Raw genomic sequence first — 19,532 nt, 5'->3', positions numbered from 1 at the left:
GGACGCACAGTCCTGCCACCGCCACCAGCCCCTCGCTTGCGTCACCACCTTGCGCCACTCGACATTCGCGACGCTATGGGACTTCAACCGTGGCAGCGTCGCGCTGGACCGCGTCATCGTCAAGCGTCCTGATCGTCGACGCACGGGTCAGGCGTGGGTCTGTCTCCGGCACCAGAAGAGTCCAAGTGGAGGGAGGATGACACCGTGACCTACGCCCTCGGCGTCGACCTCGGCACGACCTATACCGCCGCCGCCGTGAGCCGTGACGGCCGGCCGGAGATGGTCACGCTCGGGGAGCGCACGCCCTCGGTGCCGTCGGTCGTCTTTGTCGGCGGGGACGAGGAGATCCTCGTCGGGCAGGCGGCGGAGCGGCGGGGCGTGAGCGACCCGGACCGCGTCGCCCGGGAGTTCAAGCGCCGCTTTGGCGACCCGACGCCGCTCGTGCTGGGCGAGTCCGCGTACTCCGTCGAGCGCCTCTCAGCGCGCCTGCTGCGCTGGGTGCACGGGACCGTCGCCGAGCGGGAGGGTGAGAAGCCGAGCCGCGTGACGGTCACGCACCCGGCGAACTGGGGGCCGGTCCGCCAGGAGCTGTTCGAGCAGGTGCTGCAGATCGCCGAGCTGGAGGCGCCTCTCCTGCTTCCCGAGCCGGTCGCCGCGGCGATCCAGCACGCGGGGCACCGGCAGCTCGCCGCGGGCACGGCTCTCGCGGTCTACGACCTCGGGGGCGGCACCTTCGACGCCGCCGTGGTCGTCGCCGGAGACGAAGGCAAGTTCGCCATCGTCGGAGAGCCCGGAGGCATCGAGCACCTGGGCGGTATCGACTTCGACGCCGCGGTCCTCGCGCACGTCGTGTCCTTCACCAACGGCGCGGCCGACCAGCTCGACCCCGACGACCCGGTCGCGGCCGCCGCGCTCGCGCAGCTGCAGTCGGCCTGCGTGTCGGCGAAGGAGGCGCTGTCGTCCGACACCGAAGTGCAGATCCCCGTTCTGCTGCCCAACTGGCAGGGGAACGTCCGGCTGACCCGGAGCGAGTTCGAGCAGATGATCCGGCCCGCGATCGAGGACTCTACCCAGGCCCTGCTCCGAGTGGTCTCGTCGGCGGCCATGGAGCCCGACGAGCTCGACGGCGTCCTGCTGGTCGGCGGCTCCTCCCGCATCCCACTCGTCTCCCAACTGGTGCGGTACGCCGTCCCGGCCGAGGTCGTCAGCACGGACCCCGAGCACGCGATCGCGCTCGGAGCCGCGCGGCACGCAGACCTCGCGGCCGGCGGGGTCAGCGCGCACGACCCGGCGCGCAAGGTCATCCCCTTCCCGCGCAGGCAATCCGTGGCGCCCGTGGACGAGACGGACGACGGGGCCGGGGCGCAGGAAGAGAGCGCACTAATCGAGCCGACGCCCGCCCCCGCGCCCACCCCGCTGCCGGTCCCCAGGCGTACGCGACGGTCCGCCCGCCGCTTCGGTGGCGCCGCCGCCGCATGCGCCCTCGCCGCGCTAGCGGTGGCCGCCTGGAGCCCCGGTGGCGGGCCGATGGCGCCCGAGCCGGCGGCCGGCGCCGTACAGGTCGCCGGCGTGGACCCGAACGTCTCCACGCCGAAGATCGCCCTCGCTCAGCCGATCCCGGTCCGCGCGCGAGGCGAAGGTCGCCCCACAGCAGAACTCAGCTTCGGCGTTCTCGGGATTCCCTTGGGCGGCAGCAACTCGGTGCGGCTGGATCGCAACGGCCAGGCCGAGCTCAATGCCACCTCGGCACGGTGGATCATCCCCGGCCCCGTCGACGCGAAGCTCGAGCTGACGGACGGCGACAGCACGAGCGAATACGGCTTCGCGGTCGCTCGGAACGGCAGCGGGTGGCTGACCCTGCCGGCCGGGGCGCTGCTGGTGCTCGTGCTGGCCGTGGCCGCGTTCGCCGAGTCCTTCCTGGGCACCGTACGCCGTACCGGCGAGGCGGGCCTCGCGACGCTGGCGGGGATGGCGCTCGTGGGCCTCGGCTTCGGCCTGGCCGTCGTGCTGGGAGCCTGGGTGGCCGGGATCGCCGCTCCCAGCATCGCGTCGGTCGCCCTCGGCGCCGCGCTCGGAGCCACGGCCGGCGTCATGAGCGCAATAGCGTTGAAGCTGCGCCGTCAAGAGCGGATGCGGAAGCCGGCTTAAGTCTGCCCCTTCGGGCGGCGCCGCCAGCCTGTTCGGTCGCCACCTGCAACGAGCCGGTGACAGAGACGTTCCACGGTCCTACCTTCGCCGCATGGGACGACGAGTTTTGTCGTCGATCGGAGCGGTGGGGGCGGTCCTGCTGATCGTTCTCCTGCCGCCTCCCGCGACGGCCGCGGACGCTGATGTCGGAGTCGGAGCCACTCTCGACTCCCGGACGACGAATGCGATCGACAGCAACGACCCCCTCGACCTCCGGCCCGAGCGCGAGCTGGCCGTCACCGTCGAGGTGGAGAACCGGGGCACCACTCCGATCGAGATCCGCTCCGTGCGGCTCGAGGGGAAGGTCATCGGCCTCACGTTCTTCGAGTACTCGACCCGGATCGACCTGCAGGTCGCACCGGGCGCGACGGAGACGAGTGACTTCTCGGTAGACGTCGGCGATCTGCGCGGTCAGGCGACCGGCCTGTTGCCCGCGACTCTCGAGCTCGTGGACGCGGACCGCAACGTCGTCTCCTCCGTCGACGTGCCCGTCGACGTCAAAGGCTCGCTCCGGTCCGTCTACGGCATCTTCGGGCTGATCATCGCCCTCGTCACGCTGCTGCTCCTCATTCCCGCCCTGGTCCGGCTCGCCCTCCGAGCGCTGCCCGAGAACCGGTGGTACCGCGCCGTGCGGTTCGCGATCCCGGGAATGGGCGTCGGACTCACCTGCGCGTTCACCCTGTCCGCCATGCGCGTCCTCATGCCCGACGCCACGGCTTCACTGACCCTGGTCCTCGTGGGCGGCCTCGTGGGTCTCGTCCTCGGCTTCCTCACTCCCGGCCCGCGGAAGGACCAGCCGGCCCGGCACACGATCGATCTCGATGCTGCCGCGAGAGCAGGAGAGCCCGCAACGGCCTCGACCATCACGCTGCCGTCGCCGAGCGGCGAGCCGGCCAGCAGCCGGGGGCCCGACATCGAGAAGCAGGCGCGTACGTCCTGACGCTTCCGCCCAGACCCACCCCTACCTCCGAGCTGTCATTGGGGGACGCACCATGCCCCGCCGCACGACCGCCCTCGCCGCCTCGCTCACGCCGTTCCTCCTCGTGACAGGGATGGTGGTGCTGCCGAGCGCCCCGGCCGGCGCGAGCGGTGGGGCAGACCTCGTCGCATCAGCCGAGGCATCGCCCTCCCCCACGCCGGAGGCTCCCGCCGAGGCGCCGCTGGCCGAGCCTTCGCCAGCTCCCGAGGCTCCGTCGCCTGCGCGATCGCAGCAGCAGCCGATCGACCCCACTGTCCCTGCGTCGGAGCCTTCGCCGGCCGCGACGCGCTCGACGGCGTCGACGGGGGCGGGCACCGCGCCCACGAGCCCGCCGGCCACGGCGGCCGACCCGACCGAATCCGCTCCCCCGGCACCGCCCTCCTCGCCTTCCCCTTCCGCTGCACCGTCCTCCGCCACGCCGTCCCCTTCCAAGCCGTCACCAGCAGCCGTGGACGACACCCTCACCGTCGTCGCCGGGGAGTCCGAGCGGGTCGACGTGCTCGCGAACGACGAGGCGACCGACGGGCTGCGAGCCGACATCACGACCGCGCCGCCCGCCCTGCGGGTCGAGCCACGTGGCAACGGCGTCTTCGACGTCCATGTCGCTGCGCAGACGACGCCCGGCGAGCAGCGCGTCGACTACGCGCTGAGCGACGGCACGACCCGCGTCGCCAGTGCGACGCTCGTGGTCCAGGTGGTCGCACCGGAGCCGACGCCCGAGGAAGGCCCGGCACCGGCAGCGTCCCCTACCTCGCCTCCGTCGGGCGCGGGACGCTCTTCTGCCGACCCCGCTGTCGACCCGGCTCCGACTGATGGCACCGCTGCGCCCGAGCCGGGACCCGCCGCAGCGCCATCCGTCCAGGCCCCCGCGGCGCCACCGAGCACGCCCCCGCCGGCCGACACCGGTGCGCCCGACGCCACGCCGTCGGCGTCGAGTCCTCCGCTCGTGCGTCCCGAGCCCGCCGTTGCCCGCGTCACGTCCTTCGAAGCCCTCGCCGCGCTGCTGCTCGCGCCCACCGCGGTCGACGACGAGGCCGTGGCCCGCGCGGGACGAGCGATCGCGATCGACGTGCTGTCCAACGACGTCGAGGTCGGGGGGCTGACGCTCACCCTGGCCGGCGCACGAGCTCCCGCGCACGGAACGGCAATAGCCACCGGTGACACCGTCACGTACACGAGCAATGCCGAGTTCGAGGGCAACGACATCTTCGAGTACGCCCTCGCTCGCGGAGGCGCCGAGGTCGCCCGCGCGACGGTGCGCGTCGTAGTCCTGCCGATGCCCTCGGCGGTGGCCGTGGCCCTCGACGACGAGGCGCGGACTCGGCCCGGAAGCTCTGTGGACATCAGGGTGCTGGGCAATGACCGGGGAATCTACAAGGAGCCCACCCGCGACATCGACGTCGACGTCGTCAAGGTCAGCGATCCGGGCCACGGCACCGCCGACATGTCCGCCAGCTCGCCCTATGCGTTCACCTACACGCCCAACAGCGGGTTCGTCGGCACGGACTCGTTCGTCTACAGGCTGGAGAGAGCGGGCGCGAAGCTCGACACGGCGACAGTGCGCATATCAGTCGCCCGTGAGCCCACCGGGCCGGTCGCGGTCGACGACCTGTTCACCTGCACGACGGGGAAGGGCATCGCGGTCTACGTAGCCGACAACGATCAACTCGAGGCGTACAAGGTCCTGGATCTCGACGTGCCCGACGAGACAGACCACGGCAGGACGACGCACGAGACGACCCAGTTCTTCGGCTACGAACCGGAAGCCGGGTTCGTCGGCAGAGACACGTTCTCCTACACCCTCGTCCTTGAGCCGCCCACCAACATCCCGGGCATCCTCGCGACCGCGCCGGTCACGGTGACTGCGGACGTGACCATCCTGGTGCTCGGCCCGACGGCCAACCCCGACTCCGCGACGACGGCGGGACCAGGCGCCCCGGTGACGATCGACGTCAAGGCGAACGACGACGACGCCGGCCCGTACGGCGTGACGGTCCTGAGCGAGAGCGGGCCGACCTACGGCTCGGCCGTCCCGGCACCGGATGGTTCCATCCTCTACACCCCCGTTCCTGGCTTCTCCGGCACCGACTCGTTCCGCTACCTGCTCGTCGACTCCGAAGGGGGGGAGATAGGACCGGCAGCGCGCGTCACGGTCGTCGTCCCGCCACCGCCGGCGCCGCAGGACGACCCCGTCACGATCTACCCCGGCGACGACACCATCGCCATCGACGTCCTGGCCAACGACGGCTCTGCAGCCGCCGGCTTCACCGTCACCGCCCCAGCCACGACGAGCCACGGATCGACGACGGTCAGCGGCGGCACCGTCGAATACGTCCCCAACAGCACGGCAGCGAACGTGCAGGACGACTTCCTCTACAACCTGGTCTCGGCCGACGGGAGCATCGTCGGGCGGGCGTACGTCCGGGTCACGATCCGTCCGAGGTCCGTGGCCAACGACGATCCGGATGGATTGGCTCAGATCCGGGCCGTCGCGGGCGGGAGCGCCGTGCGGATCGACGTCCTCGCCAACGACGTCGAGACGGCCGGCCGCCGCGTCGAGATCGTCAGTGGGAACGGGCCTCAGCACGGGACAGCCGTCGTCGCGGCGGACGGCTCGATCAGCTATGTCATGAACGCGGGCACCACGGTTTTTGAAGACAAGTTCACCTACGCGATCGGGCACACGAGCTACGACGGGCGAGGCCGGTTCATCGTCGAGGACGACGCCGTTGTCACGATCACGCGAGTCCTGCCCCCCACCGCGCCTACCGCGCTGACGGCAGCGGAGGGCGACGCCCGGGTCCTGCTGGCCTGGCAGCTCCCGCTGGACGACGGCGGCAGCCCCGTCATCGACTACGTCGTCACCGTGAACGGCGCCCCGACGCCACTGGGCACGACGACCGCCCTCTCGTTCCTCGTCGACCGGCTGCAGAACGGCACCGCCTACACGTTCGAGGTCCGGGCCCGGAACGCCGCCGGCGACGGGCCACCGGCCCGGACGTCCGCCCTCCCCTTCACCGTGCCCGACCCCCCGGGCCCCGTGACGGCCACGCCGGGCGACTCCGCAGCGACGGTCGACTGGACGGCACCTGCCTCCGACGGCGGGCGCGCCATCACCGAGTACCGCGTCACCCTCACGGCGCCCGGGCTCCCGACGCAGTCGGCGGTGGTGACGGGCTCCCCGCTGTCCGTGACGTTCACCGGCCTGCGGAACGGCACGCTCTACACAGCCACCGTGGCAGCCGTCAACGCCGCCGGCCCCGGCGCACCAGGCTCAGCCACGGTGACGCCCCGCACGGTGCCCCGCGCCCCCGTGCCGCTGACCGCCACGCCGCAGAACGGCAGCCTGCAGCTGGTGTGGAACGCGCCGGCCAACGACGGCGGAAGCACGGTTCTCGGATACCGGGTTCGCGTCGCCCCGACGAGCTCGGGCCCCGCGCCCTCTCCCACGTCGGGCGCCCCCTGCTCGACCGGGTACCTGCCGGCGTCGGCGCGCAGCCTGCTCGTGCCGAGCCTCACGAACGGGACGGCGTACGACATCGAGGTCGTGGCCTGCAACGTGGCTGGGGACGGCCCGCCGGCGACGGCGACGGCCACGCCGAGGACGGTCCCCACCGTCCCGCTCGACCTGGCGGCCACGGCGGGGAACGCCAGCACCACGGTCACCTGGCGCCCACCGGCGTCCGACGGGGGCAGCCCGCTGCGGGGCTACCGGCTGACCGCCACCCCGTCCTCCACCAGTGGCGGCGCCGCGCCGCTCGACGCACAGGTCGGTCCCGGCGTGCTGCGCCACGTGTGGACGGGGCTGGTCAACGGTGTCGCCTACGCCTTCACGGTCGCGGCCTTCAACGACGCCGGCGACGGCCCTGCCGCCTCCGTCAATGCCACCCCGGCAACCGTCCCAGGCCCGCCGCGCAACCTGCGTGTCGTGCCTGGCGACGACGAGGCCACCCTGAGCTGGGAAGCGCCCGCGACCGACGGCGGAAGCACGATCCTCGGATATCGGGTTCGGCTGAGCGGGACGAGCGAGGTGCGCGAGACGCTCGCCGGGACCACGTTCACCTGGGACGGCCTGCCGCCCGGCAGCCCGGCCTCGTTCGTCGTCAGCGCTTCCAACGCCGTCGGCGAGGGCCCCGGCGCCGCCGTGGGGCCGGTCGTCCCCGGTCCCCCGGTCCTCGTCGACGACGTCGGCTACACGACCGCTCGGCGCGCGGTGACGCTGGACGTGCTGGCGAACGACGCGCGCCCCGGCGGCTTCGCCTTCGAAGTGCTCGACCCCGGCGGTCGAGCCACTGCCGCCCCCGGACGCCGAGCCCGCTTCACTCCGGGCGGCCCGTTCGGCACCGCGACGTTCCGCTACCGGCTGTCGGACGGCGACCTGGTCGACGTCAGCGCCGGCGTCACCATGCGCGAGGTGCGGGCCGTCGACGACAGCGCAGTGCTGCGGCCGGCACGCCGGGCGGACCTCCGCGTCACCGGCAACGACCTCGTGCCGAGCGGCGTCAGCGTCGTCATCTCGGACGGCCCGGAGGACGGGACGGCCGTCGTCAACGGCGGGTCGGTCGCGTACACCCCGCGGGCCAGCTTCGCCGGGACCGACTCCTTCAGCTACGGGCTCGTCGCCGGCGGCCGGTTGATCGACGTCGCCCTCGTGCGCATCACCGTCCCGAGCGCGCAGGACGACGCCGCCCGCACCGCAGCTGGCGACGCGGTGGTCACGGCGGTGACGCGCAACGACATCGCGGCGCAAGGCCTCACCGTCGTCCTGCGCGGCCAACCCAGTCGGGGTACGGCGGTGGTCGTGGGCGACCGCGTGCGCTACACGCCCGACGACGGCTTCAGCGGGACGGACCGCTTCCGATACGGCCTGCGGTCCGGCAGCAGCGTGCTGACGACCGCCGAGGTCACCGTCACCGTGGTCGCGCCGCCGCCACCGGAGTCGACGGTCGAGGACTCTGGGGACACGGACGAGCCCGGGACGCCAGGCACTCCGGGCAACCCGGGAACGCCCGGCGCGGACGATCCCGACCCGGCCCCACCGGGCACGACCCCGCCCGGCACGACGCCCCCCGGAGCCCCTGGCAACCCGGGAACGACGCCTCCTGGCACCGGGTCCCGCCCCGACGCGGTGGACGACGTCGGCTCCGTGGCTCCCGGCGAGCAGGTCACGCTGCCGGTGCTGCAGAACGACGTCGACGGGGCCGGCAACCCGCTGCAGGGCTCCGTCGTGATCGTCGGGCGCCCCGACGTCGGGACGGCTGCGGCCGCGGGCGGGAGCGTCACCTACACGGCCCCCGCGGACGCCCACTCGCGCACCGTCACCTTCGCCTACCGGGTGTCGGACGCGTCCGGGGGCTCGGACACGGCCACCGTCGATGTCCGGCTCGGCCCGCTCGTACCCGTGAACGCGGCTTCCGCCGCACCCGGCGGGACCGTGCCCATCTCGGGCGACGGCTGCGCGCCCGGGGAGCAGGTGCGCGTCCTCGTCGACGGCCGTCCCGCCCAGGGCACGACGGCCGACCAGAACGGCTCCTTCACGGCCGATGTGCCTGCCCCGACCGGCATCGGGCCGCACGAGGTGCGAGCGGTCTGCGCGGACCGCGCGTTCGAGGCCGGGTTCAGCGTGGTCAGCACCACCTCCACCACGGCGATGTCCGGGGCGGCGGGCGCGGCCGCCGCCGGTGCGATCGCGTTGCTGCTCGCGTTCTACCTGCTCACCGGGTCCGGGCTCGCGCCGCGCGGCGCAGGAGCTCCGGCCCGCCGGCGCCCGACCTTCCGCGCCGCCCATTGACAGAAGGCACGGCGGCCAGGAAGGAGCCGAGGTGGACCCCCGGGTGACGATCGACCAGCCCGCCCTCACGGTCACACCGGGTGGCGAGGCCCGCATGTCCGTGCGGATCAAGAACGACGCGACGTACATCGAGCGGTACGACGTGACGCTCCTGATCCACCCGTCGGCGGCGCCCGGAGGCATCGACTGGCTCTCCGTCGTACCGGCACAAGTGGTCGTGCTGCCCGGCAAGGACGTGACGGTGGAGGTCGTCGCAGCTCCTCCCGCCGCCCCGACGTCGCTCGCGCAGACCGTGCCGATCGCGGTGAAGGTCACGTCCACCGTCGACCCCGCCGCCTCGGCCGTCGCGGAGGCGGACCTGCGCGTCGTCGAGGTGCCGGACCTGCGCGTACGCCTCGCCCCCGCTCTCGCGCGCGGCCGCTGGCGGCACTCCTACCGCGTCGAGCTGGCCAACTGGGGCAACCGCGACCTCTCGCTCCGGCTGACGGCGTCCGACGACGAGGACGCGCTGGCCTTCCGCATCGCGCCCGAGCTGGTGGACGTGCCCCTCGGCGGCACGGCCACCGCCACCGTCCGGGCGTCGGTACGTCGCCCCTTCCTCCGCGGCGTGCCCGTGCACCACAGGTTCCGCATCGCCACCCACGGCGCGGCCCCACCCGCCCAACACCCGGCACTGACGCCGGCTCCGGCGCCGACCGCGCCGACCGGCCCTTATGCCGATGGTGCGTTCCTGCAGCGCGGCGTGCTGCCCATGGGGTTCCGCGTCCTGGGCCTCGCCGCCCTGCTCGCCCTCGCCGTCGCGGCACTGGCGGCGTTCGCGCTCCGTGGTGGTGACGAGGAGCAGCCCCCGGTTGCACCGCTCGCCGTCCCGGCGGACTTCACCGCGACCGCGCGCAGCGTGGACCTCGTCGAGCTGCGCTGGGCGCCGCAGCGCGACGTCACGTCCTTCCGCGTGCAACGGGTCGACCCAGAAACCCGTGCGGCGAACGAGCCGACGGTAGACGAGGTCATCGACGGCATTCCCGGCGAGGTGACCGTGCACCGCTTCGACGAGCTGAAGCCGAACACCGAGTACTGCTTCCGTCTGCTGGCGCTCCGCGACGAGACCAAGGGGCCGCGCACGAACGTCGAGTGCGCGAAGACCCCGCGCCGCGTGCTCAAGGCCCCCACGGACGTGAAGGCGGTGGCCGGGGCCGACGGGAACGCCACGGTGACGTGGAAGGACACCTCCGCCGGGAAGGCGAGCCACGTCGTCTTCCACGAGAGCGAGCAGGTGGCCGAGGTGAAGGCCGGTGCCACCGAGGTGGCCGTCCCCCTCGAGGCCGGGCGCCACTGCCTCTTCGTCCGCGCCGCGCAGGGGGACAAGCTCTCGAAGCCGGCCGGCGGCAAGGGGCCGGCCTGCGTGGTCATGAAGCCCGCGCCCGGGCCCGGCGGGGGCGGCGGTGGCGGCGGTGGCGGCGGTGGCGGCGCTGGCGGCGGTGGCGGCGGTGGCGGCGGTGGGGGCGGTGGCGCGGGCCCTTCCGAGACCCCGCAGGTGTCGCCCACGCCTCTCGAAGACCTGCAATGGGTGGCGATCCTCGAGGTCACGTCGGTGGAGGGCTCCCAGGACCCCGAGGGGACGGCGCAGCAGCGTGCCCGCGCCCTGCGCCGCCAAGGGCTTGAGGTCCGCGTCGTCAGCAGTTTCGACTACCCCGGCATCCTCTTCAGCCGGGTCAACTACTTCGGCGTCGCCGTGGTGGGCCTCGCGACGGAGGAAGACGCAGACGCGCGTTGCCAGGAGCTGACGCGGTTCAGATTCTGCAAGTCACGCTACGCGGGAACGGGCGAGCCCCAGCAGCCCGCGGTCCCCGCAGCACCGAGGCCGCAAGAACCTACGGGGCCCGAGCCGACCGTCATCCCTTCTGCCGGAGGATGATCTGCGCGATCGTCGCCCGCCGGTCCGGCCCCGCGGCCGGCGGGCGGGCGTCGAGGACGGACACGACGACGGACGTCGTGCCGTCCGTCTCCACCGGGAACCACTGCACCTCCGGCGAGTCCTCGAGCGACATCCGCTCGCACCCTCCGTCGGAGAACTGCAGCTGCACCACCGACGGCCGGTAGAACTCGACCCGGTCGGCCGACGTGACGCCTGTGACCACGCCGATCCGGCGCAGGTCCGTCGGGCCGGGCAGCGTCAGCCGCACCGCCTGCGCGCCGCGCCCGGGAGCCGGCATGCACTCCTCGCCGAGAGCGGGGGCGTCCCGCCCGGGGAAGCTCGTGGCCCAGGCCGTCGTGGTGTCCTCGTCCACCAGGCCGGCGGGCGGGAAGTCCGCGTCCTCGGAGCCATCGACCAGCTGCGCCGAGGCGGCGACGGTCGACGACTGCGGCGACACCAGGTGCCACACCGCCCGCGGCCAGCGCTGCGGGTGCAGCACGCCGGCGAGGGCCAGCACGGGGACGCCGACCAGCGCCGCGACGAGGGCGATCCCGATCATCCGCACGGCCAGCACCCGGCGGGAGACCACCCGCCGGAACTGCCACCGGATCCGTCGCAGCTCCAGCACCAGCCGCCGCCACCACGGCACCCGCATGGGCGCGGCCGGCTCCGGCACGGCGGCAGCTTGCACCGCGAGCGGAGCACCGCACTTGCGGCAGAACCGGAGCCCGGCCGGGTTGTCGGTACGGCAGCGCTCGCACTCCAGCTCCCCGCGCTGCGGCAGGGGCTCGCGCGGCTCCTCCGGAGGAGGGCGCCGGCGCGCCCGCTCCGGCTGCCGCGCGACGACCCGCTGGCGCTCGAGGGCCGGTTCGAGCGAGCGCACTGCGGCCGGCTCCACGGCGCCGACCGCGGACGGCGCGTCGACGGGGCCAGGCTGCGGATGCACGACCGTCAGGGCGGGATCGGTGGCGGCAACGGGCTCCCACCGCCCGGTGGTGCTCAGCAGCCCCTCGGCGACGTCGTCGGGCGGCCACACCGACGAGGAGCCCGGGCCGTCGGCAGGCAGCGGCTGGGCGCTGAGTCCCGGCTCCGGCGGATGCCCCGGCCGGGCGCCCCCCGACGGCGGCGCCTCCCAGTCGAGGTACGCATGGCACTGCGCGCAGAACAGGGCTTCGGGCGCGCTCCGGTGCCCGCAGGACGCACACACCACCGGCCGACCCACTGGAACCTCCGCTCGAAGCAGCGAAGCGCGCACTCACGGTACCGCCGACCAAGCTCCGCGACGTTGCCCGAACAGGCAGACAAGCCGCCGCGAAGCGGCAACGCCGACGGCGGAGCTGCCTATCCTGGAACTGCGTCGTAGGACAGGCCGTTGGCCCTGCAAGGCGTTCGACCGGAGGCCTCATGAGCTCTCTGAGTGCAAGCCAGATCTACAGTGCAGCCGTCTCCGCCGGGTTCTCCCCCGACGACGCGGTCACGTGGACCGCGATCGCCCTGGCCGAGTCGGGCGGCGACCCGTCCGCGCACAACGACAGCGGCGAGGACTCCCGCGGGCTGTGGCAGATCAACGTCGGCCCCGGCGTACGCCAGAACGTCTGGGGCGACCTGAGCGACCCGGCGGTCAACGCCCGTGCCGCCTTCGAGATCTCGAACGGCGGGCAGAACATGCAGCCGTGGACCGTCACGCACGACAGCAACGCGGGCACATCCAGGGACTACCGCCGCTACCTGGACCAGGCGCAGGCCGCCGCGTCGGGCGGGCCGTCCTCCTCGAGCGGCGCCGGCGCGGCGACGCTGGCCCTGCATGCCGACGGCGGGACGTCCGTGGCGTCGTTGACGGGCGAGGGGCCGCTCGTCCGTCCGGTGGAGGACGCGGCGCTGCACGACTCCTGGGGCGCGCCGCGGTCCGGCGGCCGGCACCACGAGGGCATCGACATCTTCGCCGACGAGGGGACGCCAATCCACGCGGTCGCGTCGGGCACCGTCGTCAAAGGCTTCGACAACCAGGTCGGCGGGGTCGTCGTCCGGATCGCCGGGGACGACGGGCGCTACTACTACTACGCGCACCTGCAGGAAGGGTCGCCGCAGCAGTACCTCCACGTCGGCGAGCACGTGTCGGCGGGCGACGTGATCGGCGCGGTCAGCGACACGGGCAACGCCAAGGGCACCCCACCCCACCTGCACCTGGGCATCCAGGAGGACGGGCAGTGGGTCAACCCCTATCCGATCCTTAACGCACTGCCCGACTACGACGAGATCGCCGGGACGGGAGCGGGCACGCTGGACGTCAACACCCTCGGCGCGTACGACCAGTTCGACAAGGGCTCCGACGTGGCGGCCGCGGACACCGACCGTGACGGGCTGCTGGACTCCAGCGAACTCCAGTTCGCCAGTGATCCGGGGAAGGCCGACAGCGACGCCGACAGCCTGAGCGACGCGTACGAGGTCGGCGTGCTGCGCTCGAACCCCGCGGCGCCGGACACCGACGCCGATGGGGTCTGGGACGCCGAGGAGTTCGTGCTGGGGCGCGACATCCAGCACGGTGCGGTGCCGGGCACGGCGACGGCCGCGATGGCGGGCGTCGAGCGCGAGGACGACGACGGGCTCGACGCGGCGTTCGAGCGCTCGCTCAACACCGACCCCGTGCGCTCGGACACCGACGGCGACGGCATCGACGACAACCTCGAGTACGTCCTCGGCACCGACCCGCTCGACCTCGACAGCGACGACGACCAGTTCAGCGACGGGTTCGAGATCGACACCGGCGGCGACGCCCTCGTACCGGACCTGGCGTCGCCGGCCCTGCCCGGCGTCGGGGCCGGCGAGCAGCACGCCGTTCCCGACGTTGACGTCGCGCCCGCCCACGCGCACGCGCACTGACCCTCGCGCATCCGCCCCGGACGGTCAGAGCGCGGGCACTGCGTCCAAAGACGTGATCAAGCCTTCGCACGTCCGGGCTGCAGCACCCGCCGCGGTCCGGACGTCGGGCGGCGCCAGCGGGCGCGCGGCCACGCGCCGCCACCGGCGCAGCGAGTCCAACGCGATGGCGCGCAGCTCCGCGGGCGGGGCGTCGCGCGGCCCGCCGAGCCGCGCGGCCGGCGTCATCCCCTCGGCGCCGAGCAGCCGCTCGAGCTCCATCAGGTCCTCCTCGGGCAGCGGGATCACCCCGCTGCGCGCAGCGTCGATGACCGAGACCTCGACGAACTCGTGCGCACCCGTCACCAGCAGCTCGATCTGCTCCTGGAATCGCTGTCGCGCCGGCCATTCCGGTGCCCGCAGGGCCGCCTGCAGCGCGAGCACGGCCGAACGAGCCTTCAGCACACGGGCGCGCTCGGTGAACTGGGTCAGCAGCACCGCGCGCAGTCGGTCGATCCCGCTCAGGGCGACGAGCGCGGAGGCCAGCTCGGACGCCGACGGCGCCCGGTGGGCGCGGACGTACTCGACCGACACCCGCACTCCGAAGATCCCCAGCCGGGCGACGAGCTGCTCGCGCTCGCGCTCGGGGACGCCGCGCGAGTTCGGCAGCGTGGAGAAGCGGTCGGCGGAGAGCAGCAAGTCGACCAGCTCCTCGGCGGGCAGTTCCGACAGCCGCGCGATGCTCTGGAACTCGTCCTCGCGCAGCGTCGCGCCGGCCTGCGCGATCAGCCCCGCGACGGGCACGACGACCCGGCAGAGCCGCCGCAGGCTCGGCTCCGCCTCGTAGCGCCGGGCCACCCGCGCGGCGGACTCGAGCGCGTCGCGGCGGCAGGCGCCGATCTCGTCGGCCCGGGACAGGACGCCGATGGCGGTCGTGGGCGTGCTGTGGCCGACCTCCTCATCGTCGTGGAACGACTCCAGGAAGTGCATGTCCGTCGCGTGCAGGTGGCGCAGCAGGTAGATCACGGCGTCGGCGACCGCGGGCCGCCCGTCGTCGGAGAGCAGGGCCTTCTCGGTCCGGGCCGACACGTGCGTCGAGATCGACGCGGTGCCCGGCATGTCGAGCAGGGTCATCGCGCTGAGCCGTGACGACGGCCACCAGATCTCCAGGTGGCTCACGTCCTCTGGGGTGCGCCCGCCAAGGTCGACGTCGAGCGCTCCGTCGTCGCGGGTGAACCGGGCCTGGCTCGGCTCGCCCTCGAGCGGGTGCACCACGGCCCGGTACGTCTCACCGTGGCGGTACCACGTGACGATCCGCGTGCACTCCCCCGCGTCCGTCGGCGCCAGCCGTTCACCGACGAGCGCGTTCAACAACGTCGACTTGCCCGCCTTCACCTTGCCGGCGATCGCCACCCGCAGCGGCTCGTGCAGCCGGCGCAGGGCGTCGTCCAGACCGCGCTTGAGCTCCCCCTCGGGGGCGATCGCCACGCCGCTGCGCAACAGCCCGGCGACGCGGTCCAGCAGCGGGTCGTCCATGTCAGCGCTCTCTCCTGTCCGCGCCCTGCGCGGGGATCGCGGGCATGCTGCGGTCGAGCGACTCCAGCTGCCCCAGCCCGGCCGCGACCTCCGCCTTGCGCCGGTCCCGGTCCGACGACTCCAGCGTCATGGCGCGCTGCGCCTGCGTCAGGGCCGTGCTCGACGACGCGTGCAGGATCGCGGCCCGCCGGTTGAACTCCTCGCGCAGCTCGCGTTGGGCGCGCCGCAGCGCGTCCCGGCAGTCCTTGGACAGCACGAAGAGCGCCTCGTCGACGTACATCGTCGCCTTGGCCTTGGCCTCCTGCCGGCGCTGGGCCAGCTGGCGCTGGCGCTCCTCGCGCAGCGCCCACCGCCCGAGCACCCCGAGCCCGACGGCGGCCGCGACGGGCGCGACGATGGGCAGCCCGATGAGCGCCCCCGCCGTGCCGAACATCAGCATGCCGCTGTAGGAGTTGCGCGCAGTGTTGATGAGCAGTGCGTTGCGCCGAGCCCGGCGCGAGCCCGGCTCGTAGCTCATCTCGATCTTCTCGAGGGCGGGCAGCGGTGCGGCCACCGGGAAGGTCGACTCCACACCGGCCGCCAGGCCGAAGCTGTCGGCGACCCGGCGCGTGAGCTCGGCCGTCCGCTCGGCGAGGTAGTCCGCGTTCGCCACCGCCTCCGCGGCCACCTGCCGACGCAGCCACGGGTCGAACTCCGTCCACATCTCCATCGGGTCCCCGTTGTCCAGCACGGCCACGGCGTTGCGGCTGAGCTGGCGGAGCCGGTTCTGCAGGTCGTGCAGCACGTTCGCGATGAGGTCCTCGATGCCGTCGGCGAGCGCGCGCTGCCAGCCGGCGGTGGGGTCGTGCAGGTTCTTGGTCCGCGCCGCGTCCGCGCTCAGCCGGTGCACCACGTCCGCCGCCCTCGTCGGCACCTCGAGCACGGACTGCTCGGCGGCGAGCTGTATGCGCAGTTGGTCGAGCACGAAGCCGACTTCGGCCTCGACTCCTGCGGCGAGCGCGGCGCCGGCGCGCTCGAGGACCGCGGTCCGCAGGAACTCGAGCACTGCGGGATATCCCGACTCGGCGTTGAGGCCCGCGTCGCGGCGTGCAGCGGCCCGCAGGCGCAGGAACGAGGAGACGCCGACGACCCGGACGTCGAGGCCCGCCTCGGCGACGCGCTTGCGGTTGAGGTCGACGATGCGCCGCCACTCCGGATAGAGGTCGGCCTTCGTCACCACGCACATCACCGTGGAGCTCCGGCTGCAGACGGTCTCGAGGAAGCGCAGCTCGGGCTCGGTCATCTCCTGCGCGGCGTCGGTGACGAACAGGACCCCTTCGGCCATCGCCAACGTGCCGAGCGCCAGCTGGGCGTGGGCCGACTCGAGGCCGACCCCGGGGGTGTCCACGAAGAAGAGGCCGGTGCGCAGCAGCGCGCGGTTCAACGTGACCTCGATGGACCGGATCGGGCGGCCGTCGTGGACGCCCAGGGTCACGTGGCGGGCGAGCTCGTCGAGCGGGATGGGGACGGCGCGCAGCCTGTCCTCCTCCGCGTGCTCGACCGCGGGGTCGACGGGGCGCCCGTCGTCGCCCCTGCGCACGGGGGGCCACTGCTCCGGCACGTGCACGACGGCGTGCGGGCTCTGCCCGCACCGCACGATCGTCGGGGCCGCGGTGGCGACGTCGACATCGACCGGGCACACGTCGGTCTTCAGCAGGGCGTTGACGAGGGTGCTCTTGCCCTTGTTGAACTCCCCCACGATGACGACACCGAAGGCGGGCCGAGCCAGTCGCTCCTGCGCCACGCGCAAGGGCTCGACGAGATCGGTGTTGCCCTGCGCGTCGGCCAGGTAGGCGAGCGCCTGGAGCCTACGGCGCTGGCGCTGGACGGCCTCCGGCTCGACGGAGTCGGCACGCTCGCCGCCCGCTCGTGCCGGCTGTGCCGCAGGCGGATGCGGCGGCCCTGCCGCCTGTGCCGCCGGAACGGGCGCCGGGTCGGCCGGTGCCGGGAAGGACGCCGGGTCGGCCGGTGCCGAAACGGTGGCGGGCTCCTCTCGGGCTGCCGTGGCCGGTGGAGGAGCAGGCTCCCGAAGGCTGCGCACAGGCTCGTGCGCGCCGCCCGCTGGCGCGGAGGCCTGCTGCGGGCTCGCTTCAGCCCACGCGAGGTAGGAGTCGCAGTTCGAGCAGAACGTCGCTCCGTCGGCGTTGCGCGTCCCGCACGCGTCGCACACGATCACCGGAAGGTCCTCACCCGGAGTCCGCACAAGAGAATGTCGCGGTTCCACCCGCACCCTGATCGCGGCCGCCCAGACGGGCGTCCCCGCGGCCCGTGCGGTGGAGCACGCGCAGACCGAGCGCTGGCGACGGCGGGCTCGGCGCAGGAGGCGTCGAGAGGACGTCGCGATGGCCCGGCGACCACTGTCCGCCTCACCCGCCGACCGTAGCGTCGTCCCGGAGATCAATTCCACAGATTCCTCGCACACCGGCTGGCGCTGCGCCCTGCACCCTGCCCGAACGAGCAGCTCGACGACGAGCGGGGCGGTCGAGCACGGAGGAGCCAGCAGCCGGCCGGGTGTCGTAGAGCTCGATGTGGCCGGCCCGCGACGCGGCCACGTCGCCGCCTTCTTGAGACGACGTCAACATCGCGACTAGACGCCCTCAAGCGTGGCTCAAGCGGCACCCGCGATCTTCTCTGCAGGCAGCAAAGGCTGCACTGCGAGAGAGGAATTGCCAATCATGCGATGGAACCTGTCGAACTTCCGGCGCCCGGTCCTCGGGAGCGTCCTGTCCGTCGGGCTGCTCGGGTCCGCGAGCGCGCTGGCTGCCCCCGCCGGCGCAGCTCCTGCCCAGCAGGAGGCCCCCGTGACGGTCGTCGCGACCGGCTTGAGCGGCCCACGTCAGCTCGCCTTCACGAGCGACAAGCATCTGGTCGTCGCCGAGTCCGACGCCGGCCGGGTCACGGAGGTCGACGTACGCAGCGGCAAGCGCACGACACGGCTGAGCGGCCTGCACGTCCCGCAAGGGGTCGACTCTCGTGGCAGCGAGCTGTTCGTCACCCAGGGCCAGGCGTCGTTGCCGACCGGTGAGCCCGACATCGGCTCCACCACCGGCCAGGACCTGCTGGCGGCCAAGGGCGGGACGACGGCGCAGCTGTCGGACCTGCGGGCGTACGAGCTCGCCCACAACCCCGACGGCCAGCTGCAGTTCGGGCCGAACGGCAAGCCGGTCGACTCGCTCTCCAACCCGTACTACGTGCTGGCCGACACCTCCCGGCTGCTCGTGGCCGACGGTGGCGGCAACGACGTCCTGCAGGTGGACCGCAGGACCGGGCAGACCCGCACGTGGTTCGTGCCGCCGACGATCACGACCGGTGCCTGCGCCACGCTGCCCGAGAACACGCCGGGGACGTTCGGCTGCGACCCCGTGCCGACCGGCATCGCGAAGGCCCCCGACGGGACGTACTGGGTGTCGACGTTCGGCGGCGAGGCCTCCGGCTCCGCCGTGCTCTACCACCTGTCCGCCGCGGGCACCCTGCTCGAGAGCAAGCCCGGCTTCACCAACCTCACCGGCGTCGCGGTCGGCGAGGACGGGACGGTGTACGCCTCGCAGGCGTTCGCGCCGCAGGCCGGCGGCGCTCCCGGCGCGCTGATCCGGATCGCTCCTGACGGCACCCGCACGACCGCGGCGGTCCCGCTGCCGACGGGGCTGGCGTACCGCGGCGGTGCGCTCTACGTCTCGGCGCTCTCGCTCGCCGGGCCGGGCGCGGGCCAGATCCTGCGGGTGACCGAGGCCGCGTTCGCTCCCCCGGTCGGCACCTGAGGCCGTCGCGCGTTCGTCCGTCCGTCCCCGGGGCATGCCCCGGGGATGGACGAGGCGTGGCGTCGGTGGGCCGACGGAGGCCGCAGCGACCGTGGGCGCGAGGAGCTGGCTCGCGCGGGGCATGCGCTCGTCGTCGACGTGGCCGCGATGGCCCCGCTCCCGCCCCTCGTGCCCGTTGCGACCGCGACGGAGTGGGGCTTCTTCGGGCTGCTGGACGCGATCGACGCCTACTTCCCCGAGCGGGCCGGCTGCGGCTTCGAGGCCTACGCCCGGCAGCGAGTCTGGGGCGCGATCGAGGACGAGCTGAGCGAACTGAGGCCGGACGGGAGCGCGTACGAGCCGTCCGAGCCGCCGCCGGGCCCCGACCCCGACCCGGGCAGCTCGTCGGCCGTGCCACCGGTCTGAGCGACCTTCACCCGGGCCGTCGGTCCCCACAGCGTGCGGCGGCCCCCTGTCGCCCCGGCGACAGGG

10 protein-coding genes are annotated in these 19,532 nt (G+C 73.5%); 7 read left to right on the top strand and 3 right to left on the bottom strand.

What is annotated here, in order from left to right; translation table 11 throughout:
* Nucleotides 1-204: 204 nt before the first annotated feature.
* From G9H71_RS08390 to G9H71_RS24985, 4 genes are all read left to right on the top strand, one after another.
* Nucleotides 205-2,148, top strand: coding sequence for an Hsp70 family protein (locus G9H71_RS08390; RefSeq protein WP_166280707.1), 1,944 nt, complete (start codon nucleotides 205-207; stop codon nucleotides 2,146-2,148).
* 91 nt (nucleotides 2,149-2,239) lie between these two features.
* Nucleotides 2,240-3,127: a hypothetical protein gene (locus tag G9H71_RS08385; protein ID WP_166280705.1), complete on the top strand. Its 888-nt coding sequence runs from the start codon at nucleotides 2,240-2,242 to the stop codon at nucleotides 3,125-3,127.
* A gap of 487 nt (nucleotides 3,128-3,614) precedes the next feature.
* A complete protein-coding gene (locus tag G9H71_RS08380) occupies nucleotides 3,615-8,957 on the top strand; it encodes an Ig-like domain-containing protein (protein WP_166280703.1) in 5,343 nt (1,780 codons plus the stop codon).
* Nucleotides 8,958-8,988: 31 nt separating this feature from the next.
* A complete protein-coding gene (locus G9H71_RS24985; RefSeq protein ID WP_331272846.1) occupies nucleotides 8,989-10,872 on the top strand; it encodes a fibronectin type III domain-containing protein in 1,884 nt (627 codons plus the stop codon).
* Here G9H71_RS24985 and G9H71_RS08370 read toward each other — a convergent pair.
* The gene (locus tag G9H71_RS08370; RefSeq protein WP_166280699.1) at nucleotides 10,850-11,908 is read right to left on the bottom strand and encodes a zinc ribbon domain-containing protein; all 1,059 of its coding nucleotides are present in this window, start codon (nucleotides 11,906-11,908) and stop codon (nucleotides 10,850-10,852) included. The genes G9H71_RS24985 and G9H71_RS08370 overlap by 23 nt on opposite strands.
* 368 nt (nucleotides 11,909-12,276) lie before the next feature.
* Here G9H71_RS08370 and G9H71_RS08365 point away from each other — a divergent pair, with 368 nt between their 5' ends.
* Nucleotides 12,277-13,752 (top strand): peptidoglycan DD-metalloendopeptidase family protein, encoded by a 1,476-nt coding sequence (locus G9H71_RS08365; protein WP_166280697.1) that lies wholly within the window; start codon nucleotides 12,277-12,279, stop codon nucleotides 13,750-13,752.
* Nucleotides 13,753-13,776: 24 nt separating this feature from the next.
* Here G9H71_RS08365 and G9H71_RS08360 read toward each other — a convergent pair whose 3' ends face one another.
* Nucleotides 13,777-15,264, bottom strand: coding sequence for a dynamin family protein (locus G9H71_RS08360; RefSeq protein ID WP_166280695.1), 1,488 nt, complete (start codon nucleotides 15,262-15,264; stop codon nucleotides 13,777-13,779).
* 1 nt (nucleotide 15,265) lies between these two features.
* Complete coding sequence (locus G9H71_RS08355; protein ID WP_166280693.1) at nucleotides 15,266-17,479, bottom strand: dynamin family protein; 2,214 nt, start codon at nucleotides 17,477-17,479, stop codon at nucleotides 15,266-15,268.
* 499 nt (nucleotides 17,480-17,978) lie between these two features.
* Here G9H71_RS08355 and G9H71_RS08350 point away from each other — a divergent pair, with 499 nt between their 5' ends.
* Together G9H71_RS08350 and G9H71_RS08345 are read left to right on the top strand one after the other, a co-directional pair.
* Nucleotides 17,979-19,061 (top strand): ScyD/ScyE family protein, encoded by a 1,083-nt coding sequence (locus G9H71_RS08350; RefSeq protein WP_166280691.1) that lies wholly within the window; start codon nucleotides 17,979-17,981, stop codon nucleotides 19,059-19,061.
* Nucleotides 19,062-19,106: 45 nt separating this feature from the next.
* Nucleotides 19,107-19,466 carry a hypothetical protein gene (locus G9H71_RS08345; protein ID WP_166280689.1) on the top strand — a complete coding sequence of 120 codons (360 nt, stop codon included), beginning with the start codon at nucleotides 19,107-19,109 and terminating at the stop codon, nucleotides 19,464-19,466.
* Nucleotides 19,467-19,532: the final 66 nt, after the last annotated feature.

Origin of the sequence: Motilibacter deserti (genome assembly GCF_011250635.1) — a bacterium.
GTDB classification, from domain to species: Bacteria; Actinomycetota; Actinomycetes; order Motilibacterales; family Motilibacteraceae; genus Motilibacter_A; species Motilibacter_A deserti.
Note: the sequence above shows the minus strand (reverse complement) of the source record. Positions and strands in the feature narration are given on the sequence as shown.